Source organism: Dictyobacter aurantiacus (assembly GCF_003967515.1).
Lineage (GTDB): Bacteria > Chloroflexota > Ktedonobacteria > Ktedonobacterales > Ktedonobacteraceae > Dictyobacter > Dictyobacter aurantiacus.
The window spans coordinates 5,899,837-5,925,395 of sequence record NZ_BIFQ01000001.1; the positions used below are offsets into that span (position 1 = coordinate 5,899,837).

At 55.0% G+C, this 25,559-nt stretch carries 22 protein-coding genes; 9 read left to right on the forward strand and 13 right to left on the reverse strand.

Annotated features, from left to right (window positions below; genetic code table 11):
* Positions 1-4 precede the first annotated feature (4 nt).
* The 6 genes from KTT_RS23795 to KTT_RS23820 all read right to left on the reverse strand — a co-directional run bounded on the left by KTT_RS23795 (position 5) and on the right by KTT_RS23820 (position 9,936).
* Positions 5-436, reverse strand: coding sequence for a hypothetical protein (locus tag KTT_RS23795; protein WP_126598929.1), 432 nt, complete (start codon positions 434-436; stop codon positions 5-7).
* Positions 437-509: 73 nt separating this feature from the next.
* A complete protein-coding gene (locus tag KTT_RS23800) occupies positions 510-3,140 on the reverse strand; it encodes an Hsp70 family protein (RefSeq protein ID WP_126598931.1) in 2,631 nt (876 codons plus the stop codon).
* The gene (locus KTT_RS23805; protein ID WP_126598933.1) at positions 3,118-3,738 is read right to left on the reverse strand and encodes a hypothetical protein; all 621 of its coding nucleotides are present in this window, start codon (positions 3,736-3,738) and stop codon (positions 3,118-3,120) included. The genes KTT_RS23800 and KTT_RS23805 overlap by 23 nt, the downstream gene beginning before the upstream one ends.
* Positions 3,731-4,180 (reverse strand): hypothetical protein, encoded by a 450-nt coding sequence (locus KTT_RS23810; RefSeq protein ID WP_126598935.1) that lies wholly within the window; start codon positions 4,178-4,180, stop codon positions 3,731-3,733. Before KTT_RS23810 ends, KTT_RS23805 begins: the two co-directional genes overlap by 8 nt.
* Positions 4,177-9,171, reverse strand: coding sequence for a hypothetical protein (locus KTT_RS23815; RefSeq protein ID WP_126598937.1), 4,995 nt, complete (start codon positions 9,169-9,171; stop codon positions 4,177-4,179). The genes KTT_RS23810 and KTT_RS23815 overlap by 4 nt, the downstream gene beginning before the upstream one ends.
* A gap of 219 nt (positions 9,172-9,390) precedes the next feature.
* On the reverse strand, positions 9,391-9,936 hold the full coding sequence (locus KTT_RS23820) for a DinB family protein (RefSeq protein ID WP_126598939.1): 546 nt from the start codon (positions 9,934-9,936) through the stop codon (positions 9,391-9,393).
* 171 nt (positions 9,937-10,107) lie between these two features.
* Between KTT_RS23820 and KTT_RS23825 the strand changes: the two genes are divergently transcribed.
* On the forward strand, positions 10,108-10,995 hold the full coding sequence (locus KTT_RS23825; RefSeq protein ID WP_126598941.1) for a LysR family transcriptional regulator: 888 nt from the start codon (positions 10,108-10,110) through the stop codon (positions 10,993-10,995).
* 123 nt (positions 10,996-11,118) lie between these two features.
* Here the strand turns inward: KTT_RS23825 and KTT_RS23830 are convergent, their stop codons facing one another.
* The 5 genes from KTT_RS23830 to KTT_RS23850 all read right to left on the reverse strand — a co-directional run bounded on the left by KTT_RS23830 (position 11,119) and on the right by KTT_RS23850 (position 15,706).
* Entirely contained in the window at positions 11,119-11,679 is a 561-nt protein-coding gene (locus KTT_RS23830) for a hypothetical protein (RefSeq protein WP_126598943.1), read from the reverse strand.
* Positions 11,680-11,817: 138 nt separating this feature from the next.
* Positions 11,818-12,375, reverse strand: a complete 558-nt coding sequence (locus KTT_RS23835) for a hypothetical protein (RefSeq protein ID WP_126598945.1) — start codon at positions 12,373-12,375, stop codon at positions 11,818-11,820.
* A gap of 270 nt (positions 12,376-12,645) precedes the next feature.
* The gene (locus KTT_RS23840; protein ID WP_126598947.1) at positions 12,646-13,797 is read right to left on the reverse strand and encodes a Gfo/Idh/MocA family protein; all 1,152 of its coding nucleotides are present in this window, start codon (positions 13,795-13,797) and stop codon (positions 12,646-12,648) included.
* Positions 13,798-13,992: 195 nt separating this feature from the next.
* Complete coding sequence (locus KTT_RS23845) at positions 13,993-15,099, reverse strand: Gfo/Idh/MocA family protein (RefSeq protein WP_126598949.1); 1,107 nt, start codon at positions 15,097-15,099, stop codon at positions 13,993-13,995.
* Between the two features lie 112 nt (positions 15,100-15,211).
* A complete protein-coding gene (locus KTT_RS23850) occupies positions 15,212-15,706 on the reverse strand; it encodes an RrF2 family transcriptional regulator (protein ID WP_126598951.1) in 495 nt (164 codons plus the stop codon).
* A 214-nt stretch (positions 15,707-15,920) separates the two neighbouring features.
* Between KTT_RS23850 and KTT_RS23855 the strand changes: the two genes are divergently transcribed.
* The 3 genes from KTT_RS23855 to KTT_RS23865 all read left to right on the forward strand — a co-directional run bounded on the left by KTT_RS23855 (position 15,921) and on the right by KTT_RS23865 (position 19,614).
* Complete coding sequence (locus KTT_RS23855) at positions 15,921-16,394, forward strand: carboxymuconolactone decarboxylase family protein (RefSeq protein WP_126598953.1); 474 nt, start codon at positions 15,921-15,923, stop codon at positions 16,392-16,394.
* Positions 16,395-16,648: 254 nt separating this feature from the next.
* The gene (locus tag KTT_RS23860) at positions 16,649-18,427 is read left to right on the forward strand and encodes a helix-turn-helix domain-containing protein (protein ID WP_126598955.1); all 1,779 of its coding nucleotides are present in this window, start codon (positions 16,649-16,651) and stop codon (positions 18,425-18,427) included.
* A 17-nt stretch (positions 18,428-18,444) separates the two neighbouring features.
* Positions 18,445-19,614: a serine hydrolase domain-containing protein gene (locus tag KTT_RS23865; protein ID WP_160146089.1), complete on the forward strand. Its 1,170-nt coding sequence runs from the start codon at positions 18,445-18,447 to the stop codon at positions 19,612-19,614.
* A 200-nt stretch (positions 19,615-19,814) separates the two neighbouring features.
* On the opposite strand, the gene KTT_RS37735 is transcribed toward KTT_RS23865, so the two are convergent.
* On the reverse strand, positions 19,815-20,642 hold the full coding sequence (locus KTT_RS37735; RefSeq protein WP_371864903.1) for a S1C family serine protease: 828 nt from the start codon (positions 20,640-20,642) through the stop codon (positions 19,815-19,817).
* On the opposite strand from KTT_RS37735, the gene KTT_RS37440 reads away from it, so the two are divergent.
* Together KTT_RS37440 and KTT_RS36425 are read left to right on the forward strand one after the other, a co-directional pair.
* The gene (locus KTT_RS37440; RefSeq protein WP_268904517.1) at positions 20,601-20,726 is read left to right on the forward strand and encodes a hypothetical protein; all 126 of its coding nucleotides are present in this window, start codon (positions 20,601-20,603) and stop codon (positions 20,724-20,726) included. The genes KTT_RS37735 and KTT_RS37440 overlap by 42 nt on opposite strands.
* Positions 20,719-20,904, forward strand: coding sequence for a hypothetical protein (locus KTT_RS36425; RefSeq protein ID WP_162511797.1), 186 nt, complete (start codon positions 20,719-20,721; stop codon positions 20,902-20,904). Before KTT_RS37440 ends, KTT_RS36425 begins: the two co-directional genes overlap by 8 nt.
* 4 nt (positions 20,905-20,908) lie before the next feature.
* Here KTT_RS36425 and KTT_RS23875 read toward each other — a convergent pair whose 3' ends face one another.
* A complete protein-coding gene (locus KTT_RS23875) occupies positions 20,909-21,820 on the reverse strand; it encodes a S1C family serine protease (RefSeq protein ID WP_126598962.1) in 912 nt (303 codons plus the stop codon).
* Positions 21,821-22,063: 243 nt separating this feature from the next.
* Between KTT_RS23875 and KTT_RS23880 the strand changes: the two genes are divergently transcribed.
* From KTT_RS23880 to KTT_RS23890, 3 genes are all read left to right on the forward strand, one after another.
* The gene (locus KTT_RS23880; RefSeq protein WP_162511819.1) at positions 22,064-23,035 is read left to right on the forward strand and encodes a TerC family protein; all 972 of its coding nucleotides are present in this window, start codon (positions 22,064-22,066) and stop codon (positions 23,033-23,035) included.
* Positions 23,036-23,118: 83 nt separating this feature from the next.
* Positions 23,119-24,321: a S1C family serine protease gene (locus KTT_RS23885; RefSeq protein ID WP_126598965.1), complete on the forward strand. Its 1,203-nt coding sequence runs from the start codon at positions 23,119-23,121 to the stop codon at positions 24,319-24,321.
* Positions 24,322-24,337: 16 nt separating this feature from the next.
* Positions 24,338-25,063: a DedA family protein gene (locus KTT_RS23890; protein WP_160146090.1), complete on the forward strand. Its 726-nt coding sequence runs from the start codon at positions 24,338-24,340 to the stop codon at positions 25,061-25,063.
* The last annotated feature ends 496 nt before the right edge of the window (positions 25,064-25,559 follow it).

The following is a 25,559-nucleotide window of genomic DNA, read 5'->3' on the forward strand; positions in this document are numbered from 1 at the left end:
CGGGTCAGGATGGCTTTTTGCCCTTCTTGCGACCAAAAAACTGCTTTTTGGCGTGCTTAATATTCGTATGCGCTTGCGGCGTGCTGCTCGGAGCCGGCACGGGTTCCGGTGATGATGTTGATGGTGGTTGTGCTGTTATCTGCTGCAGGCCACGCTGTGCCAGAGCGTCTGCTGGCGCCTGGTGCAGGACATACTCCCACTGCCGCCTGGCTTCCAACAAATCGTGCATGGCCAGACAGGCCATAGCCAGAGCGTTGCGGGCCTCCAGGTCTCTGGGACACCAATAGACGACCGCTGCGAACAGATCGCGCGCCTGCTCGAACTCGCCGTGGCGCGCTTTGACCAATCCCTCATTGAAGAGCCGGGCGGGATAATTGAGCAGCTGGATGTAGTTTTGTAACGGCGTGCCGCAGCGAATACATGCGCTGGCGGACACGTCATTCTCCATGCTGCAGCTAGTTTCAGGACATACTATCTTCATCGTCTCTTTCGTTCTCTCGTTATCGCCTTTACGCTGTATGATCATCCACTAGCTTACCTTTGCCGGAATCATCGGATGATCCACGCAGCATATTTTTGATCTGCTGCAGGCGTGTCAGGACCTGCCTCAATCGGCTCTGCACCAGTTGTGGATTACTCTGGACATCACGGGCAGAAGCCTGTGCCTGGCTCTTGAGGAGCACCAGCTCACTTGATAGATCGGACCGCTGGCGCCCAATAATAAGCTGTTCGATATGCTCGATCTCTTCCAGCGTCCCCTTCACCATGCTCTCGGCAATCTCGGTTTCGCTACGTGAATCCTGGTCGCTCATCACATTATAGTAGAGCATACTTAGATGGTCACGGATCGCATCCAGAGCGACCAGCGTATTGCCATAGGTAGCCTGATCACCGCTGGCAAAGGCGCGTTTACCCTCAACAAAGTGCGAGTTGATGGCCTTATTAAGCTCCTCCGCGTTATGTTTCTGCCCAACTATGGTGTGCTGGTCCTGCAGGGAGTCAATATAATGATTGAGTTGAAGGCACGCGCTGACGATATTCTCCAGGACTTCAAGTGGTGGCTCTAGCCTGGTAGGGGCGGGTTGTTCGATGCGGGCGGCAAGTTCCTCCAGTTCCTCGAAATCGTGAATGGCTTGCTCAATATCACCGCGCTGCCGGGCGGCCTCATAGCTTGCCCTGGCTTTTTTCCGCTGCTCCTCAATATAGCGCTGTTTATCAGTTGGAAGTTGTTGGAGAGCCTGGCGGAACGTCTCCTCTAATTGTTGCACTTCAGCCGGAGTTGGCGCTGTACGCTGAGGTGGAGGCTCTATGTTTGATTCAAAAGTTGTCGTTCCTACATTGCCTTTGACGGTGATGCCAGCCAGTTCATCGACCGCGATGGTAAAGTTAACCGGCGTTCCTCTGGTCAAGGCAGGGAGTTGATCGATGACGATCTCCTTGATCATTTTTTTCTGTTGATACAGTGGCAGGCGCAGGCGCGTGGTATCGCCAGGATGGTAGAACACGTCATCCTTGCTTGCTGGAAGCGTGGTCAAGGCGGCGATCAGCTCTTTGCGATGTGCTTTTCCTTCGCGGCTTACTTCCAGGTAGAGTGCTTTAGAGAGCGAAGCAGTTCCACTGGAGCCGCCGGTTGGACGTAAGGCATCCTGGCTCTGAAAGAGGGAGCGTGTAACCGTAGCCAGGTGCTTGCTATTGCCGCTAAAGATGTCAAAGGTCAACACATTCTCGGAGCCACTTTGTAACGGGACGCGTGTAAAGCCAAAGGAGCCACCCGACTTCAAATTTTGCTCATCCTCATAGCCCAGTTCATTGATTCTGAGCCGTATATAACCGTCGGTCAGATCCACCTGTGGATTGAGCGCCTCTACCCGTCCGCCAATAGTTGCCTGACGAGCCGCCGTCGAGCCGATGCCACGAAACGAAACTTTGATCGATCGCTCGGCATTGTAGATTACCAGTCCGCTAATTGCTGCCGCACGGATCGCGGCTCCCAGCGCGACGATGGTATCAACCTTTTTATAGACAGGCTGGGAACAGTGGGCACGTGGCTCCGTAATCGCGGGATCAGAGCAGAAGGCCTGGCGTACCATCTCACGCACCAGAGGAATATGTGTTGAGCCACCGGCCAGGATAATTGCATCCACATCGGCCAGAGTCACGCCCGCCTTCTGATGTGCCAGTTCCAGTGCATGGTGACAATAGGGAAGGGTGCGCTCCACGATAGGGCGTATCAGATCCTCGATCTCACCGCGCTCAAAAGGCATATCGATGGTAACCGGCATCCCACTCTTATCTTGCAGATAGGATTGGCTGCGCAGGATAAACTCATCCTCGGTCGAGAGCGCTTTTTTAACGCCTTCGGCCAGCAGCTTGAGTTTGTCGAAGCGATAGCGGTCTTCACTATCATGGAGGGGATCAAGCTCCATCTCGTAGCCCTCGCTGGCCAACCTCTGGCGCAGCCCCTCGGCCAGAGCCGTATCGATATCATCCCCGCCCAGCCGGTTGTTGCCGCTAATGCCCAGCACCTCGAAGGCCCCCTCGATACAGCGCAGGATCGAAACATCGAAGGTGCCCCCACCGAAGTCATAGACCAGGAAGACGCCATTGCGCACCTGATTCTGCCAGCAGTAGTAGCTGGCGGCGGCTGTCGGTTCATGAAGCAGTTCAAGTACCTGCAGCCCGGCCAGTTCCGCCGCCTTGCGCGTGGCTTCGATTTGAGGCTGATCAAAATAGGCTGGAACCGTAACGATGGCGCGCTCGACGACCCATGTGCTGGTCTCGGTGGTGAAGCGTGCCACATCTTCCTCGATCTGGCGCTTCATCTCCCGCAGGATTAACGCGGATACCTCTTCTGGCGTAACCGACTCATCGCCCAGTTGAACCGTTATCTGTTTCCCCATCGAGCGTTTAATCGAGCGGATCGGTTCGGGAATGGTGCCGATGCGCTGAAAAGCTTTAGGACCCACGATCTTCTGCTGGCTACGCGGATCTTTCCAGACGCAGCTCGGTGTTGTTTCTCTTCGGGTGCGTGCATCGCTATGAATGACAAGTTCGGCATCTGATAGCGCCATCACGGCGACCGCGCTGTTGGTGGTGCCCAGATCTATCCCCACAGCCTTACTGATGATCTGCTTGTGCATGGTTCCGGTTATCCTTTCTTTCACCCTGGCTGGCCTGTCCCGATGCTGGCTGCTCCTCCGACGCGGTATAAGATTGCTGTGAGAGCGGGGCCCCCATAATGACCCGGCCGGCACGCAGCAATGCCCCTTTGCGAATCACTGGTTCTATAACATCAATTACCATTTCTTCAGTGATATCCTCTTGATGTCGCCAGTGTTCAATCTCTACATAGTCGGCTACTTCTGCATACGTTTTGTGCAAGGGAATCTCGATCTCTACCCCCGCTTTCTTCAACGTATCCAGCATTTGTTTTTGAATGACCTGTAACTGTTTATAAATTGGATACAGTGGATTTTTTACCTTGTTCTCAGTGAAGGTCAGGAATGCTGCTGAACTGCTTTCCAGGAGCCGGCCTAGTTGAACGATCAGTACCGCCTGCTGCGCCAGTTCAGAGAAGTTATCCTGTTCGCTACGTTGCAAGGTCTGCCGGGTCTCAGCCAGTTGTGCACGGGTAAGGCGTAGTGCCATCGCTATCTCTGATGCTGGTGACAGCAGTTCGCCAGGCAGGGAGAGGGTCTCGCGCTCCTGAAAGACGCTCCAATCGGGCAGCTTATCCACAGATAACCTCTTCCTCTAGTAACGGCAAGCTATATTTAGGGACTACTGGAGATCCATTGATGGCCTGCTCCAGATCAGGTTTCTCATACGCCAGCAGTTCACCTAGCAGCAGGTCCAGCAGGGCCAGGGGATCAATGTCAGCTACTGTTGGCGTGACCAAAAACTGGTCTGGTAGATGGGTATCTTTGCGCCTGTATGGGCGAGCGAAGGTTTCCCACTCCTCGTCCTGGTAGCGTGTATCAGGTAGCTCGAACAGTTCATATTCCAGGCGTGTACGCTGATTGGTACGCAATTGTTCGGCGGCCCAACGCACCAGCATCTCATCTTCGCGGGACCGGGCCAGCAGGTGAAGATCCTCAGCCTGACTGACGATCTCGGCCAATGTGGCGCTGGTTGCCAGTTGGAGCACCTGAAATGGGTTCGGTTTATCAGTTGCGATCATTTTTTCTTCTCCTTGCTCTTCTCTTCAAGCAGAGAGTTGACTTCGGCAAGAGTCTGCTTTGCGATAGCGTTGCGTGGGTCGTAATTAAGTGCCTCTTCGGCCGTATCACGGGCAAAAACGAGTCTGGCATGCTGTGTTTTGGGATTAAGGCCATTGGGAATGGTGGCCTGCTTTGCGTCACGAGCGGCCCTGCGAGCCAGCAACTGAGCTAACTCCTCCCTGCTTTTAGCGGGGCTGATTTCGTGTTGGCCTGACTCAAGCATATGTCGTAATCTTTCCTCTCTTTCTGCTATCTTTTTCTCGTCCAGTGTCTCGTCTTCATCTTGCCCGGCTCTTTTGGGTTCGGCTTTTGGTGATGGATACAATTGATTGAGTAAATCCTGGGCCTGCTTGAAGAAGCGAGAGCTAGCCGGGATGCTGGCGAGCCGCTGACGTAGGCGGACCTTATCTTGTTTTTCTGGCTCGTGCTCTGCGTCATGAATAGTCTGTGCATAGCCCTCCTCGGGGATCAGTTCTTCCATCTCAGAGATGAACCTTTGTATGTCTTTATTGGTCGGATCCAGGGCGAGAGCCTGCCTGCCCCGGCTGAAGGCCTCAGTGTATTTTCGCTCGGTCTTCAGTTCGCGTGCATGATGATAGCTTATTCTCATGCGCAGTTTACGCAGCTCATCGTGATCATTAATCAAATGTTCGGCCTGTTCGATAGCCTGGTAGGCTTCCTCAAACTGGTGCTGGTTAGCATGTCTATCTGTGATCTCTTTAAGGTATTGCAGGCGTGCGCTGCTCAATTGGTCATCGAGATAGGGAAGAGTTGAGCCCCAATCCCTGGCCTCTTCGTAAAAGTGGATGGCCTGCCCTGGTTCTGGTTTATGCAAGGAGAGGCCGCGATAGTACAGGTGCAGCGCGATCGCTTGATTCTCGGCGGCATAGGTATTCCGCTTGTTGCACAGCTTTTGCAATTGCTCACAGATCGCGCTTGCCTGCTGCGCGGTATGCCTGAACTGGACGCTTGTACCATTGAGATTGAGGTCTCTGCACCAGTCGTTATACCAATCGAGGCAGGCGAGCAGGATGCGCGTGACCGGGACATCCAGTTGGATAAAAGGTTCCAGGATAGCGATGCCTCCCTGGTAGTTCTTGCGAATGCCGTTGGGCAACCGCGCGATACTGCGGGCATCATCCACACTTCTCTCGGCATCCTTCAGCAGCGATTGGCTCCAGTCATTGAGGAGCTTCTGGGCCTGATTTTTGATCTGTTCTAGCCGGGCTGGCTCACTTACCAGCGAAAAAGGGAGGCCTGCGTGTTCCAAATGTGCGATTAGAGATTGTGAACTTTGCCGTCCGAGCGCAAGGCAGTGAGCATGGATGCGAGCCTGGCTGATAGCGCCGGCGGCAAGACTTTTTCTAGCGCTTGTGCTATGGAACACCAGGATAGTATCCAGCGCATCTTGCCACAAATCCTCTTGCTGGCGAGGGGTTAGTGTGCGTGATTCATCGTGCTCATCTCCTCCGCGCTCCTGCGCAAAGTAATGCCAGAACGTTTCAGAGCTAAGTAAGAGGAGCCAGAGCGCTGTACTGGTAATCCAATCCGCTTCAGTATCTCTATGTCGAGCCTGTTTAGAGAAAGCATATTCCCAGGAGAGCACACTGAGCGTATGCAGCAGGCGCATATCATTGGATTGTGCTTGTAGCGTTTGCTGCCATTGCTGCTGGATCCGCTCACGATCCTGAGCCATCAGTGCCTCGATCAATGCTGGATTGTGGGCCAGCGTGAGCTCCAGGACATGGTAACGTCCGAGCGGTGTATCTCCGCTCTCAAAGTCGGGAAACAGGTACGCCAACAGGCGTGTTAGTGCAGCGCGTGATTCGAGGGTATTGGCGATGAGCAGGAGGCGGGCCTCGCTCAATTGCAGTCCGAACTCGCTCCTGGTCCAGCGCGCGGCCATGCGCAGCTTATTAGCGGCCTCTAGCGTCTGACCAGTTGCCTGTTCGCTGACCGCCTGACGGCATAGGAAGCGCACAAAGTCTTCGCGCCACGCTATCTGTCTCTCATCATTGGCGCTAGCATGCAGAGCTTCTTCCCAGGCCTGACAGCCATCATCTGTGTATCCGAGCATACACATACAGCGTGCTACCAGGATCAGATCGGCGCTGGCATGTGTTCTCAAACGCCAGGTACGGAGCACATAGATCCAGAACATGGGAGGGTCAATAGCATTCTGCAGCATGTAGAGGCACATGGGCGGCAAGATGCGTTCCATGCGCCAGATTTCTAAAATCCTGCTTGCCTGCGGACTCAGAAGGAGAGTGTAGACTTCCTGTATGTGACCAGAGGTAATTGTCTGGATCAGATCCAGTGCCTTCTGACTGAGGGCCGTCAACTGTACCTCGGCTGACGGCGTGGAACGCTCCGTAAGAGTATTGGTGAGGAGCCGCAGAAGTGTGTCCACAATATAGGCCTGGGTGAGATCGTCTGGCGTGGTGCTTTGTAGCAATGCAATGGCCTCTGCGCCTAGATTGTGACTAAGGGTGATATATGTGAGATAAAGCATGAACAGACCGTTGCCAGGATCCTGCGCCAGGTGGCGACGCAGTCTCTCCTCTATCTGTGTACGCTGCGGCCTCTCTGCGGCCGGATACCATGCGCGCAGACCCGCAACGATCGCAATTGATAGGATAGGTTTGTGAATGGATCGTCCATCCTCCTGCGCCAGCTGCTCCAGGAATTGGAAGAATTGATCCGTGGCTGTTTCCGCCCGCAATCTGAGCACAAAACTGGCACATGCACCCGCCAGGGTCACTGCCGTTGCATCGTCTACGCGCCTCACCATGTCAGCAACGTGCAGCATGGTAGGATGTATGCTGCTGAACTCGTGCAGGGTACCATACCAGAGCACGGCCAGGGCCACATGCCACTCCAGCCAGGGCTGATGCATGGCGGGATTGAGAGTCTGAAAGCACTGAATAAGTGTCCGGGCGTTGCTCTCGCGTTGTTGAGGATAGGCGATAAAGGAAGCGCAGGCCGCTAACGGCGCCAGGTCTTCCGACAGCGGTGTATGTTCAGATGCGAGCAGCCTTTGCCAGGCCAGTGCCGCCTGCTGGCGCGCTGACTGGGCTTGATGGGACGCTGCATCCTCATTTGCTTTATAGAGATAGAGTGTACCCAGCAGATAGTATGCTCTGTCTATGCCGCGTATGGCTAATTGTTTTACCTGTTCGATTGCCTCGTCACGCGGCAAATCGCGTCCATTGATATAGGCTTGAATAAGTTGTGAGACGGGATCTGTGCGCTTCCCAACTGCCTGTTCTACATATTGATACGCCAGGTTCCATTGACCTTGACGAAGGTAGCGCACCAGCAGAAAGCGCGCGGCCTGTTGATGCTGACCCTTTTTAGCCGCCTGTTCCAGCAAGGACAGGCTTCTGCTCTGATCGCGTTCAGCCAGTCCACGCCAGAATGTCTGGTCGGCCAACGGAAGACGAGCAAACCAGGATAGCGTCATCAGGTGTGCTGCTTGATCCACATATTTAAATGCAAGAGACTGAGCCAGAGAGGTACGCAGTGCCTCCAGAGCTTCTTCCTGACTATAGCCAGCTTCTATCCAGGCGTTTCCCTTAAAGACGAGGGTGTTAGTCGATATAGTTGTGGCCGCGTCAATACTCAGAGGAAGGGGCATCAGACGAGCCTGTATTATGGGAGCCAGCGGCGTTTCTGTCGTGGCCATCTGTTTGAGCAGCTTGAGCGCGCCGGACCGCTCCGCCAGATCCGGGTCCTGATGGAGTAGTATACAGGCAATGGTCCAGCGTCCCGACCAGCGGGCGCAGCGTTCAAAGCACTCTACAATCCGATCATTGAGGCCGCAAAGCGCATAGGTCCATGCAGCGTAATATCCCTGCCTGGACAATTGCGAATCTGCTTCCATTAGCATATCAAATTGTGCGCGCGCTTGCTGTGCTTGCCCTTTGAACAGATAGGCACGCCCGAGTGTTGCCAGTGCTACCTCCCCTACATAGCGATGCAGGCGGCATTGTGTAAGAAGTTGTATTGTGTCGGCATCAAAGGGAAAAGGTGTGGATGGCTCTGGCTGATCGAGCCACTGCATCAATAGATGCAGGTCAAGCAGCGTTGCGATATCGGAATCGCGAAGCAGGGATTGAAATGCTTCCCCTTGCTTCAGACGGGTGACCGCGGTCATGTTTCCCAGGCGAAGTTCACAGGCTAACAGTCCCAGGTATGCAATGCGGTCTGTATTATCCTGACCGCACGCTTGCTCAAAGTATTCCCTGGCCTCTTCGGGCGCCCTATTGATGAGTAGCGCGTGGATGCCTCTGGCGTTAAATAGATGAGGAACCAGAACTGGCAGGGTAGGAATATGCAAGGGGAGCAGTGAGCGCATAATATGGTTGGCCTGTAGCAGGCGAGTGTCTGAAGCTTGAAAGTCCAGATCGAGGAGCGTATCCAGGAGCTGGAAGAGCTCTGTTTCCTCTTGAGGATTTGCAAGCATGTCCAGGTAGGATATGTAGATATCTATGTGCTGGTTTTCGGTTGCTCTCTGGCGCACCAGTTCATGCACGCAATACGTGCGGATCGCCTGATCGCTAGTTGTATCTTTATAAAGCTTTTCGGCAAGCTGCCGAACATAAGTGTGCGCTCCTCGAGCAATATACGCTTCGAACAGTGGCTGCCAGATCATCGAGGCGGAAGACATATCATCGGTGGGTGCGGTCTGCTGCTGGAGGAACTGTGCCATGGTTTCAACATCAGTCAGGTCTTCATCACTCAGGTGCTGCCGGCGCTCTGGGGAGAGAAAGGCCGTAAGAAAAGGGGACCAGAGGTGGAAGTAGAACGGAGGTTCAGAGAGCTTTTTGCGGACAAAGCGCAGCAGATCAAGGCTTTTTTGAGAGTCCCTCTCGCTGTGCGCCTCGATTAAAGCTTTTTTGATCCGACCTTCACGCGAGAACTTATCCCAGAATGATACAGTTGGTTGCATGCTTCGAGATCCTCAGGGAAGTATTTTAGGTAAGGATAGCTAAGCGCAAAAGGCGCGCTGTAATGAATAGGTGCTCTTTTTCCCAAAAACCTTTATAAGAGCGTTATTACAGACATATTGTACAAGGCTCGTCAAGAGTTTTCTGAAGAATTCGGCCTGTTGTTCCCGCAATGGCTGTTTCCCATCGGGCCAATGAGAAACAGCCATTGCGGGAAGAGGTTATGCTGTGAGGCTGGCGCGGCGTCGCATCATGGCTTTGAGGGCCTCTATCTCGCCCATGTGGCCGCAGGTGCCGAGGAAGACGGTCTGGAGCAGCTGTTGTTTGGTGTATGGAGCACCTGGATAGAGCGGCTCTTGCAGCGGCTCGGATGAGGATAGGGAGCGCAGGAAGGTCGAGAGCGCATTACTGGTCTGACGCAGGTACAGGAGTAGATCCTGAGCGCTCAGAAGAGGGATGGCTGCGACCTCCTGTTGCGTATAGCCAGTTACGGTGCCCAGTCCTTGCTCTCCGATGCCTTGCGGATTGTAGCCGGTGCGTTCGGCCCAGCCGCGTGTAAGCCAGAGCTCCTGCGTGGCTGGTTGCCCTTGCAGCAGGCGTGCGGTCACATCCAGCCAGCGGCCGACATGCCAGACCGTCACCCCGATTGAATTTCCCTCCGCGTCTGGCTGCCAGGCCAGTTCCTGTTCTGTGAGATTCTTCACCTCACGATGCGCCCATTTCGACAATTGTGTAATGAGGTCGGCGTATAGTTCAACATCTTGCATTATGATCTCCCTTCATTCAGCCTTATAAGTGTGCTAAGCGTGTCTACAATCGATGTTTTCTAGTGAGGTATCTTCTTCATGAAGACCTACCAAGCATAGAGTCGGCTGTGTTATAGTGTCAATATAAACTTTTTGAATGTTTCTTTCATTTCCACTGAATGGAGGAGAGGCGTGGAACTACGGTACCTGGCGACCTTTCAGACGATTGTACGCGAGGGGAGCTTTATTCGGGCGGCGGAGAGCCTCTCCTATGCACCCTCCACGATTACGCTCCACGTGCAGCACCTGGAGGCGGAACTGGGCTTCAAGCTCTTTGTGCGGCAGGGCAAGCAGATCCAGCTATCGACCGCCGGGCAGGCGCTCTATGAACAGGCGGACGCCCTGCTGCAACATGCGCGTACGCTTGAGCAGACCATGAAGGAGATCGTCGCCGGCGAGGCCGGGAGCCTGCGCATCGGGGTAATTGAGCCCGCGGCCAGCGTCTATCTGATGCCGCTGCTGGCCGCACTCTGCCAACGCCATCCACAGGTGCACGTAACGTTGGAGGTAACGGGGACGCGTTTCATCTGCCAGCGCGTAGCGGCGGGCCAGCTTGAGATTGGCCTCTGCTCTCCTCCTCCAGCCGAACTGGGTCTGACATTTGAGCCGCTCTTTTTTGAGCCCATCGCCTTACTGCTCCCGGAGTCCCATCCGTTGGCCCAACAGGCTCAGATAACGCCAGCCGACCTGCAGGGGCAGCGTCTGCTCCTCACCGGTCAGTACTGCGCCTACAGGGAGACGATTGAGCACTTTTTCAGTCCGCGTGGCCTGAGTGTTCAACCGTGCATGGAGATCAGCAGCTTTGAAGCGCTCAAGTCGGGGGTAAAGTCCGGCATTGGGATAGCCATCATCCCCGCCAGGGCCGCCACCTATCCTCTGGAGGGGACTGTCCTGAGGCCGCTGGTGGACTGTGAACAGCTGGCCTTGCCTGTCGGCCTTGTGCGCTCACCCCAGCACTATGTTTCCCGGCCCCTGCTGGAACAGCTTATCTCCGATCTGCGTCGATTACTGGTACATTGAGGCTCAAGTCATTCTGCAATTAAGAGCGTAGAGACAGCATTTTCTCATCAGCAAAGCTGCCCCTACACCGAGTGACAAGAAACGAGATCCACAAGAGCAATGCTTCAAACAACACAAGATGCTTCACTCTTCCAACGAGTTGTAACCATACTCGAAGTGCTCTTCTTCATTGGTGTAGGACTGCCTGCACGTCACCACCTCACCTGGTTGCAAGCGTGGTCCTTCCAGTGCGGGGATATCTATCGCAGCCCAATCAATCTCCACTCGAACAGCTGACTCCTGCCCAGAACTCGCTGGTTCTGTCGGCCAAAGGATGTCGATGAGCTCGTCACGAGAGATCTGCCGCTGTGAATTCTGACGCGTTTGGTCTGAGGGGAGAAGGTCTACGTTGCTCACGTCGAGGATATAACCATCAGCAGTACCTTGCAGGGGAGGATAACCAGGAAGGTGGAAGGTGATGTAAGGATGCAAGTCCTTTTTCCAGACCATCTTCCCCTCAGAATAGACAAACAAATTGATGACCTCTCCATACCAGAGAACCAAATAGGGTCCTAGCCTTTGCTGACTCAAATCGTCTGCCAATGCTTGTTTGATCTCTTCAACACCGGAGAAGAGATAGTAGTCGGCCTTGCGAGCACCACCCGGATCGACCCAGAGTTCTAGCAAATAAAAACTGCGCATCAAAGGAGATGGATTCCTTTCTATAGAAGCATTTTACTCCAGCTGTGTTTTCGTCCATGAATGTTATTTGTTGATGGATGAAGCTGTCAAGGCCTTGCCTTTTTCTTGTTGCCTTCCTCTCTGCAAACATATGATGCACATTTACGGCGGACAATCGTTCTGCTGCTGCGGTTGTTGCAGATCTATCTGTTCACATTTTTTCCAGCCGTAGATAATGCAGATGAGCGATAAGCTGAAGCACGTGGCGCTTAGCCAGAAGAAGATCCATTTAAACTGGGAGAGCGGGAAGCTCATGGCGCTGAGGGCAGCGATTCCCAGTACGAGGTAGAGGAAGAGCTGAATGCAATCACTGATATGTTGCTGATGGCTGACTTTTTCAGTGTAGAGATGATGCCAGGTGGAATATAAGTTGGGGTTGGCCCGCTCAAGCAGTATTTTTTGATGTAAGCGCAGCGTGCTCATCATGACACCTTGATGGGCACTGAGGGCGGCCGTCACCAGGGCTAGAAAGCCGACGCCGACGTCGAGGTAGTTAAAGTCTGGTTGCGTGAGGGACGCGGCGATTACGGTGCTGGATACCGTGACAAAGGCCAGCAGGATATGGTTTTGCAATTGAAGCCTGGCCGTGATTTCGCGCCCAATATCCCTGTACAGATCATTGCTGGTGACCTCTGGCCTGCTTTGTTGCTCAGCCGCCATGACTTTCATACCCCCTCACTTGTGCGGGAAAGCTGCCATCCCTCCTGCATATTGCCCCTCTTAGCAAGCCCACTCTCATTTAGTATAGCCTGAAGTACCAACGACCTGCTTTCTGAACAGGTTCTGGCCCTTTGTATAGGGAATTGCTCTTCTTCTGGACAGTAAGATGGTTTTGTTTTAATAGACGATGTCTTGCCAATGAACAGCCCGGCGGCTATTCTGCGAAAGAATAGCCGCCGGGCTGCTGGTTGTTGTTCGGGCGCGTCGGGATTAGAGTTTCATATCGACCCAGGTGGCGCCCTTCTGGGAGCTTTCGACGGCTTTGGTGATGAAGAGCATGCCGCGCAGACCGTCGTAGACGGTGGGGTAGCCACCGAGGGGTTTCTCACCGGATTCGACGCGCCGGATGTCGGCGATGGCCATGCGGTAGATGTTGGCGAAGGCCTCGTAGAAGCCCTCGGGATGTCCGCCGGGCGTGCGTGCGGCCGCGCGGGCCTCTTCGCTGGTGTAGGGCGCATTGGTGCGATAGATCTGCGTCGGCTGTCCCGGCTGCTTGAAGAGGAGCGTATTTGGCTCCATCTGATGCCATTCGAGTCCGGCGCGCGTGCCGTAGACGCGGATATTGAGGTTATTCTCCTCGCCAGCCGCGATCTGCGAGCAGGTCAGCAGTCCCTTGGCGCCGTTCTCCAGGCGCAGCAGCATGTTGGCGTCGTCGTCGAGCTGGCGTCCCGGCACGAAGGTGCTCAGGTCGGCGCTCAGCGAGGCGATCTTCTGGCCGGTGATGAACTCCAGCAGGTTCTCGCCGTGGGTGCCGATGTCGCCCACGCAGCCGGCGATGCCGGACTTTGTGGGATCGGTACGCCATGCGGCCTGCTTATTGCCGGACTGCTCCTGCGGCTCCATCAGCCAGTCCTGGATATATTCGACGATTACCTTGCGGATCTCGCCCAGGGCGCCGCTGCGCACCAGGTCGCGCGCCTGGCGTACCATAGGATAGCCGGTATAGTTGTGGGTCAGGGCGAAGATCAGGTTCTTGCTCTCGACCAGCGCCACCTCTTCCTGCGCCTGCTCCAGGCTGAAGGACATAGGCTTATCGGAGACCACGTGGATGCCGTGCTGCAGGAAGGCTTTGGCCACCGGGTAGTGCATATGGTTGGGGGTAGCCACAATTACAAAGTCGATACCATCGGGTCGGCTGGCCTCTTTCTCGGCCATCTCCTCGAAGCTGGCGTAGGAGCGATCCAGGAACCAGGCTTTGGCGGACTCTTCGGCACGCTGCGGATCGGTCGACATGGCGCCCGCCACTACCTGCGCCTGCCCATCCAATTCAGCTGCGACGCGATGGACCGCGCCGATAAAAGAACCTTTGCCGCCGCCCACGATGCCGGCTCGTAATCGTCGATTCGCTACGTCTCTGCCCATTGCAGTGTTCTCCTATCTGTCACTATGGTACAGCGGTTATGTGTGGATATGCGTGCGTGGTGAGGCGTGACTGCTGTACCTTTGCCATTGAGAGATATATATGAAGGATACCACGCGTAGATGATATATGAGAATAGCTGCAGGCCGGGAATGGCTGACATTCCCGGCGCTACGTTGGGTTTGCGCCCGTATAGATTAGCGATCTTCGCTCCAGTCGTGTTGGCCTGGATTGAGAGGGGCCGGGCGCTCGCACATGCTGGTCAGCTCGATGTGCTTGTTCTGGTCGGAGGCGTCATGGAAGGCCTCCATGATGTCGAGCACGTGGTAGGCCAGGTCGCCGTTGGCGCGATGGACGCGACCAGAATTGATGGCGTGGGCCATGTCGGCCAGGCCGATGCCACGGCTATTCTCGGCGTAGGCATGCGTCAGCGCCACCTCGCGCCACTCTTTTTCCTGTGCCGTACGCACGTAGACGGGGCCGCCGAAGGTATTGGGATCGGGCACGACCAGGGTCCCCTCGGTGCCATAGATCTCGATGCGCGGCAGCTGGTGTGACCAGACGTCGAAGCTCATGATGATCGAGCCGACGGCGCCGCTGGCGAAATCCATCACGCCCGCGATATGCGTCGGCGTATTGACCTGGATCTTCGTACCATAGCGCGGCTGGCTGGTAATCAGGCGCTCCGGGAACGTAATGCGGGCCGAGCCGGTCACGCGGCGCACGGGTCCCAGCATAGCGATCAAGGCAGTCAGGTAGTAGGGTCCCATATCGAACATCGGGCCGGCACCAGGCTGGTAGAAGAAGTTCGGATCGGCGTGCCAGCTCTCGGGACCGTGGCCGAGCATGAAGGCGGTTGCGCCGATCGGCTCACCGATCGCCCCATCGTTGATCAGCTTGATGCAGGTCTGGATGCCACCACCCAGGAAGGTATCGGGGGCGCAGCCCACACGCCGGTTCTGGCCCTTGCCCAACTCAAGCAGGGTGCGTCCCTGCTGGCGATTGATGGCCAGCGGCTTCTCGCTATAGGTGGCTTTGCCGGCCTCAATGGCGGCCATGCCGATCTCGGCATGGACCTTCGGGATGGTCAGATTGAGAACGATGTCGATCTCGGGATCGGCCAGTAGTTCCTCAGGGGTGCAGGCTTTGGGAACATTGTAGCGCTGGGCCTGGGCGCGGGCGCGATCCATATCGATATCTGCGCATGCGGTGAAATTCAAAATGTCAAACTTGCTCGGGGCTTCCAGGTAGATAGAACTGATTTGTCCACAGCCAATCACACCTACGTTGGTTTTCTTTGTCATTGTAGAAATAGACTCCTCTTCCTGTTAGGGCACGATGATGCCAGAGTTTATTGTAAACATCATACCATGGCAAGAAAAGGTTTTCCAAGAAAATGCAGGGGGAATTTATTTTTCATGCGCGGCGCATACGTTCCGTGACCCACTGCGTACTTCTCTGCTGTTGTTTGACAGCGACATCGTGCTGATAATGTGCGACAAGATCGGCAATCGTTTGCTCGCGCAACGCATCGCGCCAGGCTTTTTCTGCCTGTGCCATTACCACATGGATTCCGCAAGGGCGCCGATATGCTTGAGGTTCCTGGGCGAGTGGACCTTGCTGGCGAATCTCTGTGCAGCGAAAGAGTGGCTCACGTCCGTCTATAGCTTCCACCACTTCTAGTACCGTAATCTCTTCAGGCGAACGTTGCAGGCGGTAGCCTCCTTTGGGACCGGGCAATGATTCGATGATGCGTGCGTTGGTAAGTGCCTGAAGATGCTTGGCCAGGTAGGTCTCTGAAAGGCCGTGATATTGGGCCAGTGCTTTCGTTGGTAATGTAGCCCCCGGCGGCAGCTCCGCCAGCACGCTCACACAATGTAATCCCCACTCAACTCCTTCGCTTAGTTTCATCGCTGCTTTTCTCCTGATGCTGATCGAATCTATGATCTGATACCACCATCGACAATGGCTATCCTGGATAGTATTGGCCTGAATTACTGCGCATCCTGGACAGATAATATCCTTGATAAAAATTGTCCATGAATATATAATATGGATATAATTTGTCCAGGATAGTATACGTGTTTTGTGTTAGAAATTCAACCAGTGAATAAGGAGAAACGATATGGATGCTCGTCTTCGTTATGCCCTGGCCGCGCCGGAAGCGCGAAAGGCCATGTTTCAGCTCCAGGAGTATGTAAATACCTGTGGTCTGGAGAGCTCACTGATACATCTTGTTGACATGCGAGCCTCACAGATCAATGGATGTGCATTCTGCCTGGATATGCATGCCAAAGATGCTCGTGCTGAAGGTGAGAGTGAGCAACGTCTCTATCTGCTGTCCGCCTGGAGAGAGGCGCCGTTCTACAGTGAGCGAGAACGCGCGGCCCTGGAATGGACCGAGGCCGTCACCCTGGTGGCCGAAGATCATATACCCGATGAGGTCTATGAGCGTGTCCGTCCGCATTTCACTGATAAGGAACTGGCGAATCTTACGCTGGTGATCTGTACCATCAATGCGTGGAATCGTCTGAATGTGGCTTTTCGCACTCCGGCGGGCAGCTATCGCCCCAGCCAGGCGGCTCATTCAGCAGATTAGCAATTTAAATGAGTTGGTAAGATGACGCGGGGATGCAAGAAGCGGCCAGACCCAGGCAAGGGTCTGGCCGCTTCTTGCATCCCCGCTTTTATTGGGTGGGGAGGGGAAACCTCGCCAAGACCTTCTTGACACATACCTGATCTATCCGTTGGACTAAAATCCTTGTCAGGACAACATAAACCGGGTAAGATGTTTACAGGGGAATATCCACGTTTTGCATCGAAATACGGTATGTTGTCCTGGAAGGGGAAGCTATGCCCAAACGGAGATACGAGCGTCGAGAACCTACCCATGAGTGGTCGCAGATCCGCCCACAGCTCAAGGATGCTGCTCAGATCAAATATGAGTTGATTAGACCCGTGATTTTATTTGGCGTGAGCGCGAAGGAACGAGCCGCTGAAACCGGGGAGCCACGCAGTACCATCTACTACCAGGCAAACCTCTTTGATGTGTCAGGCATGGCAAGTTTTCTTCCGCCAGAGCCACTACCGGCAATTTCTAAGCTCGATAAACGTATTCTCCCTCCCCCCATGCGCCAGGCCATTGTAGACTTGCACGCGGAGTATCCAGAGCATCATGTTGATGAGATTGCCCGCATTCTGTATATCCAATTTGGTCGGAGGCCCTCAGCTCAAACCATTAAGCTCACTCTTGCTGATGGCCCCAAACCATCCCGTACCACGCGCCGTTTTCCACTGTTCGAAGACGTGACCGATCCTCGGGAGCGACGACTGGCTATCATTCGACTGCACGCCGAGGGTTGGACTCCGACTTCGATAGCGGGCTATTTGGGTACGTCGCGCCAGACCATCTATGCCACACTCAAGCGATGGGTTGAGGAACAGTTCGCTGGGCTGGTTGACAAGTCGAGCCGCCCTAATCAACCCGCGACCAAGGTGACACTCCAAGCTATGCAGGAGGTCAAGAAAATGCAGATCAACCCGGAACTGGGAGAGTATCGGGTCAGCGCCGCGTTAGAACAGATGGGAATCAAGCTTTCCCCTCGCACCTGCGGTCGTATTCTTGCACTTAATCGGGAACTTTACCATATCAAAATGCCGGTCCATAGCGGTCGTCCAAAGAAAGAAATGCCTTTTCGAGCCAATCGGAGGCATCAATTTTGGTCAGTGGATATTCGCTATATCGACATGCACCATATTGAGGATGAAGACAAAATTTACTGTATTAGCATATTGGAGAACTATTCACGGGCGATCTTGGCCTCAGCGATCAGTCGTCGCCAAGACGCTGCTGCGTATCTTTCTGTCCTCTATGCTGCTATCCGTAAGCACGGCTGTCCCAATACTATTGTGAGCGATCATGGCGGTGTTTTTCTCTCGCACGAAGCAAGGCAGATTTACAATGCTTTCAGCATTCGCAAAGAAGAGATAGAATTACGGCAAGCATGGCAAAATTATATAGAAACAGCATTTAATACTCAAAGACGTATGGCCGATTGGTATTTTGAGGAAGCAAAAACCTGGGATGACCTGCTAGCTACGCACGAAAAATGGGTTCGTAACTACAACTACCAAAAGCACTTCGCTCATGAGCAACGAGAAGACGGCCGTCGCTCACCCGCAGAAGTGCTTGGATGGGTGACAGGAAAGCAGTTCGAGCCGGATTACATGTACCGCGCTTTTTCCGCTATTGGTGAAACGCGCACGCTCACCAAAGCAGGCTATGCGCGTTTTCGCGATTTTCTGCTTTACGGCGAGCGCGGCCTAGCAGGAAAAAAAGTGCTGATCAATATCTTTCAGGATACGCTCGCTCTCGAATATGGAGAACACCCTCTAGCGAAATATTCTGTCGAGTGGCAACCAGATGATACCCATCTCCGGCGAATTGGCAACCCACGCCTCTATGACCACCCTTATCAGAACCCTCAGCTAGAACTCTGGCCATCTTCGGAAGTGGAGTGGTTCGTGATCATTCATGCTCATTCCTATGGATCACGCTCACGGCGTAAGCGCGTGACTCGAATCTTGGCGATACAGCCTCCGCTGCTGGCTGATGGGACACAACCCTCATGAAGAAGAGAAGGAAAAGAATGGAAAAGACAAAAAACTTTTTGGATGAAAATCATGATGTTGAGCCTGATGCAGGGCAGGTTGCGTTGTTCCCAGAGATCTCGCACACACTTGCGCAGATCGATGAGCTTGTGGCCGCACGTTTTGCCTTGGATTCCGCTGGAGGTCTGACGGTTGGGATTGTTGCAAAACAGGGTCTTTTGTGGGCAAAAAGCTATGGTTATGCTAACCAGGAGCAAAGCCGCCAAGCGAGTAGCCAGACAGTCTATCGTATTGGATCAATTACCAAAATGTTCACGGCACTCTTTTTGACCCAGCTTGTTGAAAAAGGCGTGGTTCGCCTCTCTGATCCAGTGGAAATGTATCTTCCTGAAATGAAGGAGATACAAGGAGCGAAGGACAACAGATTTTCTCCTGTGACATTTGGTCAACTTGCAACACACACTGCCGGGTTGGATCGTGAACCGGCCCTCCTTCCCCAGTTTTTCACCGGCGCTGTTGCCGAGTGGGAGCAAACGCTTTTGATGGCGCTGCCGCACACGAAATTCGTGTACGAACCGGGAACATGCTGTTTCTATTCAAATATCGGCTATGCCATCCTTGGTGTAGCCTTAAGCCGTGCGTGCAAGCAACCCTATGTAGAGTATGTGCAACACCATATTCTTTCGCCATTAGGGATGCGCCACACCGCATTTCACCTCACGAGTGAAATCATGCCCTATCTCGCGAAAGGATACTTCCTCAAACAGGGAACAATTGATACGGAAACTGCTGAGAAAGAGCATCAAGGACGTGGCTATAAAGTACCGAATGGAGCACTCTATACGTCGATGAACGATTTATCTCGTTTTGCTCAGTTTTTGCTGGGTGGACAACCGGGGCTTCTTCTTTCGCCACACACCATTCAAGAACACTTCGAGCATCCAGCTATCCAGATGAATAGCGCGCTCTCAGAAGGATATGGACGAGGTTTCCAGGTTTTCCGGCGTGGCGACATGGTGGCAGTTGGTCACGGAGGGGCCGTGCTTGGATATGAAGCAAGTCTTTTCGCCAATCGACGTTCTGAGGTCGCTGTGATGATCCTCTCGAATGTATTTGGCAGGACATGGAGTATGAAAGACCTCTGTTTGCACATCCTGTCCAGGATGAGTGATTTCCCTCCCCACAAGGAAGAAGTCTTGCCCATGTAACAAGCATTGTTGAAAGAAGCAACCAATTTCAAAACCGATTGACGAGATATCGATGGAAGGCAACGAGATGGGAAGCGGCGTTGCTTGGAAGAAAAGCCGCTGCTTCCCAAGATTCACATTCAATTCCTGCCCTCAGTGCTTAAAATCATACCGCCCTTGAGTTCATTTATCACAGGCTTTTCTTTATCTTCGCAAGGATTTTAGTCCAATGGATAGATCAGGTATGTGTCAAGAAGGTCTTGGCGAGGTTTCGGGAGGAGGATGGTGGTGAGGGTTTGGATGGTACCGGCGCGGGCGATGGTGAGGGTGACGGATTGGCCGGGCGCTTTGCTGGCGAGGTGCTGGCGGATGGTGTGGACCCCGGCGATGGGCTGACCTTCGAGTTCGAGCAGCAGGTCGCCGAGCAAGATGGATTGCTGGTCGGTGGGGCGTTCGATGAGGCTGACGACGAGCAGGGCGTTGTCGCCGTGGCCGCTGGAGAGCTGCTGTTTGATGGCGGCTGGCAATTCGATCTGCTGCAGACCGACGCCGAGGATGGCCTGGGATTTCGGAAGATCCTTGAGCCATGCGCTGACGACGTTGCTGGGGATGGAGACCGAGAGATCGCCGCCGAAGATCATAGCGTTGATGCCTACGACCTCTCCATCGGCGTTGAGCAGGGGTCCGCCGGAGTTGCCGGGGGCGAGGCGCACGTCCGATTTGATGTAGGGGATGCTCACCTCGGGCTCGACCTGGCGTGTGCTCATCGTACTGACGACACCCGCCGTGACCGTCCAGCGCTGTCCCCAGGGGTGCCCGATGGCGAAGACCCATTCGCCGACGCGCAGGCTGGCGGAGTCGCCGGCGGGCAGCGTAGGTAGTGGTTCTGTGCTGTCGACCTTGAGCAGAGCCAGGTCGAACTGAGGCTGGCGATGGAGGACGCGGGCCGGTAGCGTGCGTCCGTCGGTAAAGTGGATCTGGATGTCGGCGCCATCGCGGGGGACGACGTGGTTGTTGGTAATGATCTGGCCGTCCGCCTGCCAGACGATGCCGGTGCCGCCGCCGTGGCGCTCGTTGCGCACCTGCACGATGGCCGGTCGTACGTGGTTAAAGAGTCCGCTGAGCGTGGATGAAAAGGCATCAGGTAGCGGGGACGAAGACTGTATTGAAGGTGTTGATTGTGTCATGTTGAAAACCGATCCGTTCTCTATGCTGTCCAAATACTGTATGTTTATACCTAAAGTGTCCAGGGAAGAAGCGTGGAACCGGTTCTTCTTCCGCCTACCAGATGATATGGACCGTGCCTGGTGATGGTTTATTGGCGCTGGCCGGGTGTGACCGTGAGGGTCTGCACAGCATTACCACGGATCACTTCAACCGGCAGGGCTGTGCCGACGCGGTCACCTGTGAGCAGCAACTGCAGATCCTCGGTATCGGTGATGGTATGGCCATCGAGGCTGACCAGGATATCACCGACGAGCAAGCCCGCCTGCTGGGCCGGACTCTTCTCCTCCACGTTGACGATCAGCAGGCCGTGATCCTGTGCGCGACCGGCGCGCTGAGCCTCGGGCAGATGTACGAGCTGGCTGCTCAGACCCAGGAAGCCGCGCTTGATGTATCCTTGCTGCGTCAGGTCGTCGGCGATAGCCTTTGCCTGCGCCATCGGGATCGCCAGGGGTACGCCATTGGCGATGCCTGTGGTCAGGATGCCCAGAACCTGTCCTTGTGTGTCGAGCAGGGGACCGCCGGAGAAGCCGGGATAGGGTGTGGCGTCGGTGCGGATGTAGCGCTCAAGGATCGTTCCCTGTCCGGTGCGCAGGGGTCCGCCCAGCGCGCTGACGATGCCAGAACTGGCCATCACTCCGTCTTCGGATGGACGCCCCAGCGCCAGCACCAGTTGTCCCACGCGCGCGGCCTCCGTGGCAGTTGCGGCAGGTGGTAGTTTGAGTCCCGGCACGCGCAACACGGCCAGATCGCTCGTGCGATCGCGACCAGCTAACGTCGCCGAAAATTCTGTTTGCTCATGTGATTGGATTTTGATGTCATTTTCACGTTCAAGTATATGACTCGCTGTAATCACCAGCTCGGACGCGATGACGACGCCACTACCGGCCTGGCGGGCGCGGCCCATCACGGTCACCAGCGATGGCGTGGCCCGGGCAACCGCGTCAGCCATCTGGTTGGAGAGTGCGCGTAACAATGCGGTGTCGTAAGTCGTATTTTCCATGTATGTATCCTTTGATTCGAAGTCGGGGCAAGCCCGACACCTACGAGTCGGGGTAAGCCCGACACCGGGAAAGTCGGGCAAGCCCGACACCTACAATATATGCCATGTTTGAGCTGGAGGCATCGGTATTTCTTCCAGTTGTGTACCTGGAAAAAATGACAGGTGGGGGAAGAAATCGGACGCGAGATCCGACCATATGATGGGTTGTCTGAAGAAGAGGTTGAGAAGAAAGGCTAAGGAATGTTGTTGACGGGCGTATGGCCATGGATATGGTTTAACTTGTTTGTGCTGGTGTTGCTGGCACTGGATCTGGGGATATTTCATCGCAAGTCGCACGCGGTTTCGACGAAGGAGGCGCTGATCTGGAGCGCGGTATGGATCTCGCTGGCGCTGGCGTTTAACGCGGGATTGTACTTTGTGAGCGGTAGCGAGGTGGCGCTGCAGTTTTTGACGGGCTACCTGATCGAGAAGTCCCTGAGTGTCGATAACATCTTCATTTTTGTGCTGCTGTTTGGCTACTTTAGTGTGCCGGCCGCCTATCAACATCGTGTGCTCTTCTGGGGTATCATGGGCGCTCTCGTCATGCGCGGTATCCTGATCGCGGTGGGGTCCGTGCTGATCGAGCAGTTCCACTGGATCATCTACATCTTTGGTGCCTTCTTAATCTTTACAGGCATACGCATGGGCGTACAGAAGGATGAGAATGTCAATCCAGAGCATAATCCGCTGGTGAAGTTCGTGCGTCGCTTCGTGCCGGTCAGCGATGATTTTGTGAAGGATCTTTTTGTGGTGAGGCGCGAGGGCACACTGATGATCACGCCTCTGCTGCTGGTTCTGCTGGTGATCGAGACGAGCGATTTGTTGTTCGCCGTCGACTCCATTCCGGCCATCTTCTCGGTGACGACCGATCCGTTTATCGTCTATACCTCGAATGTGTTTGCCATCCTGGGTCTGCGTTCGCTGTACTTTGTGTTTGCCAACATCATTCATAAGTTCCACTATCTGCAGGCTGGCCTGGCCGTCATTCTGTGTTTTGTGGGCCTGAAGATGGTAGTCTCAGGTTTTTATCATGTGCCGACCTGGCTCTCGCTGCTGTTTATCGCACTGGTGCTGGGAGTCGCTATTGTCGCGTCGATCATGCGGGCGCGGCGCCGTGCCGCGGAGCAGGTGTCAGCCAAAGTCGAGGCGGCGGTGACAAGTCGGGGAAAGCCATAAGTCGGGGCAAGCCCGGCGAGGGGCCGCTGCGCGTCAAAAGCCGGGGCAAGCCCGGCACGTACGATGTGGGAGGGCGAAGTATTATGATGAACGAACCGTTTGAACCGCTTGAGCCATTGCTTGAGGCGCGTCCTGAAGCGGATGGTCAGTCGGACCATCCGCCGAGGCAGGGCCGTTCCAGACACTGGGGTGTGGGGCCGTTGATCATGGGTGCTCTCCTGCTGGCTGTCATCTTCGGGGGAGGAATGCTGGCGGGCTGGCAACTTACATTGCGTGGGGCGGGTGACAGTCTGCAGACCGGACCCGAGGCCGCGCAGACCGTTAATGCTCCTAATGAAGATAGCCGGGAGGCGTTGCGCGAAAAGGTGGTGGCGAACATCAAGCCAACCGTTGTTCAGCTGAATGTCAAGACCTATAGCGGCAACCGGGTTGGTTCGGGGGTTGTCATTGACCGGCGTGGTTATATCATCACCAACAACCATGTGGTGCGCAACGGCGAGACCATCCAGGTGGTCTTCTTGAACGGGAAGACGGCCTCCGCCCGTCTGACCGGCGTGTCGGCGGCGGACGACCTGGCGGTGGTGCACGTCGATCCAACCCATCTCCAACTCTCGGTGGCGACCCTTGGCGACTCCTCCCGGTTGCAGGTGGGCCAGGATGTGATCGCCATCGGAAATCCGCTGGGCATCTCCCAGACTGTGACCAGCGGCATCATCAGCGCCCTGGGACGCAACATCTCCACCGGCTACAACGGCCAGATTCTGCCGGGCACCATCCAGACCGATGCCCCCATCAATCCCGGCAGTAGCGGGGGCGCACTGGTGGACATGCATGGCAACCTGATCGGTATCCCTACGCTGGCCGCGCTCAACCCCGAGTTTAAGACGCCTGCCAGTGGGGTTGGTTTCGCCATTCCATCGAATCGTGTGCAATTTATTGGGCCACAACTGATCGCTTCTGGCAAAGTTACACACAGTGGGCGGGCCGCTCTGGAGATGCAGGCCATGGACCTGGACCCGGCGGTTGCTCATAAGAACGATCTGCCGATCACGCAGGGGGCGATGGTCATCAGTGTCGTGCCAGGTGGGGCCGCCAGTAACGCGGGCATCAAACCCAACGACATCATCGTCCAGATCGATGGCAGCCAGATCACCAATGTGCTCTCGCTCAGCGACGCCATCATCAATAAGAATCCCGGTGACAGTGTGGCGGTCAAGCTCTATCGAGGCCGGCAGCAGAGGAGCGTGGATGTCAGGCTGGGTGAGCTGTCGCCCTCCCAGCCATAAGAAGGAGATAATACGATTGATTATTCCGTTGGGCGAATGGCTGGAATATCTGCGCATGGCATACGACGAATTTGGATATGTCATTGTCTTTTTGAGTGCACTGGCCGAGAATACAGCGATTCTGGGCATCTTTTTGCCCGGGAACTCTTTTGTGTTGCTGGGCGCCTTTTACGCGCGGCAGGGGACGCTTAACCTGGGTCTGGTGATCGTGCTGGCCTCGCTGGGAACGATTATCGGCTACCACCTGGATCTGCTGCTGGGGCGCTTTGTGATCGGGAAGATGGCGGCGAGTTGGAGCGGCACCCGGTTAGGACGGCGCATGCGGCTGGCAGGTCGCATGCGCCTGGGACGCGCGTTTCTGGCGAAGTATGGGGCGCTGGCCATCTTGCTCTCGCATCTGATCGGCCATATCCGCTCATTCGTGGCCATCGCCGCTGGCATGACACATATGCGCTATCGCACCTTTTTGATCGCGGAGGTCATCGCGGCCACCCTCTGGAATACCGCCTACGCCTTGATCGGCTACTGGCTTGGTACGCAGGCCGATCAGCTCGGTCGTTTTATGCAGCGCTTCGGCCTGATCTCGGCGGCTATCGTGGTTTTGTTGATTGTGGGCTGGATCTGGGGGCAGAAGCGTTTGCAGCGCCGTCTGTTGCTGGCGCGCTATGGGCGTAAGAAGGATGTGCGCGCCAGGGCGGCAGAGGTACAGCGGGGCGATGAGAGGACGCCATCGTCCTCATAGGGAGGAACGTTCGCTTTTGGGTTCGTGTGTGGTACGTTGCGTTCGGGTACGACGGGGGCCGCCGTCGCTGGCGCTGGCGGCCCGGTCGATCGTTGAAGGTCGACCCTACGTGGCGTTTCTTTTTTAAGGGGCGTTTCGTGTTCCTTGTTGCCATGTCTTCTGGCAAAGACATGAATTTATACCTCGGGTTGGGAAAACCTTGCGAAAAGCGGGAAAGATGGGTATGCTTGGAGTGGTTGCACATTTCTCACATGCAACAAATATTTTGTGAAAAGAGATGTTATGCCCGATCATCGCTAATGCCTGTCAGGGGATATGACAAGAGAGCACTACAGCACAGCCGCTGGCCTGTGCCAGAGGTTTGCTTTTTTGTCCCTTACAGCGAGATGAGCGAGCAGCATAAGCCCCTTCTTTTCCAGAGACCGCAACGCTTATTGCAATACCGATTTTTATGTCTCTTTCCTGGTCTCAATCTGCCTTTCTCCTGTGAGTGACG

Coding starts and splice junctions, on each gene's coding strand:
- KTT_RS23855 (WP_126598953.1), top strand. CDS start 15,921: ATGGATGCTCGTCTTCGTTATGCCCTGGCCGCGCCGGAAGCGCGAAAG.
- KTT_RS23800 (WP_126598931.1), bottom strand. CDS start 3,140: ATGCACAAGCAGATCATCAGTAAGGCTGTGGGGATAGATCTGGGCACC.
- KTT_RS23860 (WP_126598955.1), top strand. CDS start 16,649: ATGCCCAAACGGAGATACGAGCGTCGAGAACCTACCCATGAGTGGTCG.
- KTT_RS23810 (WP_126598935.1), bottom strand. CDS start 4,180: ATGATCGCAACTGATAAACCGAACCCATTTCAGGTGCTCCAACTGGCA.
- KTT_RS23885 (WP_126598965.1), top strand. CDS start 23,119: ATGATGAACGAACCGTTTGAACCGCTTGAGCCATTGCTTGAGGCGCGT.
- KTT_RS23845 (WP_126598949.1), bottom strand. CDS start 15,099: ATGACAAAGAAAACCAACGTAGGTGTGATTGGCTGTGGACAAATCAGT.
- KTT_RS23850 (WP_126598951.1), bottom strand. CDS start 15,706: ATGAAACTAAGCGAAGGAGTTGAGTGGGGATTACATTGTGTGAGCGTG.
- KTT_RS23840 (WP_126598947.1), bottom strand. CDS start 13,797: ATGGGCAGAGACGTAGCGAATCGACGATTACGAGCCGGCATCGTGGGC.
- KTT_RS23875 (WP_126598962.1), bottom strand. CDS start 21,820: ATGGAAAATACGACTTACGACACCGCATTGTTACGCGCACTCTCCAAC.
- KTT_RS23865 (WP_160146089.1), top strand. CDS start 18,445: ATGGAAAAGACAAAAAACTTTTTGGATGAAAATCATGATGTTGAGCCT.
- KTT_RS23815 (WP_126598937.1), bottom strand. CDS start 9,171: ATGCAACCAACTGTATCATTCTGGGATAAGTTCTCGCGTGAAGGTCGG.
- KTT_RS23835 (WP_126598945.1), bottom strand. CDS start 12,375: ATGGCGGCTGAGCAACAAAGCAGGCCAGAGGTCACCAGCAATGATCTG.
- KTT_RS23820 (WP_126598939.1), bottom strand. CDS start 9,936: ATGCAAGATGTTGAACTATACGCCGACCTCATTACACAATTGTCGAAA.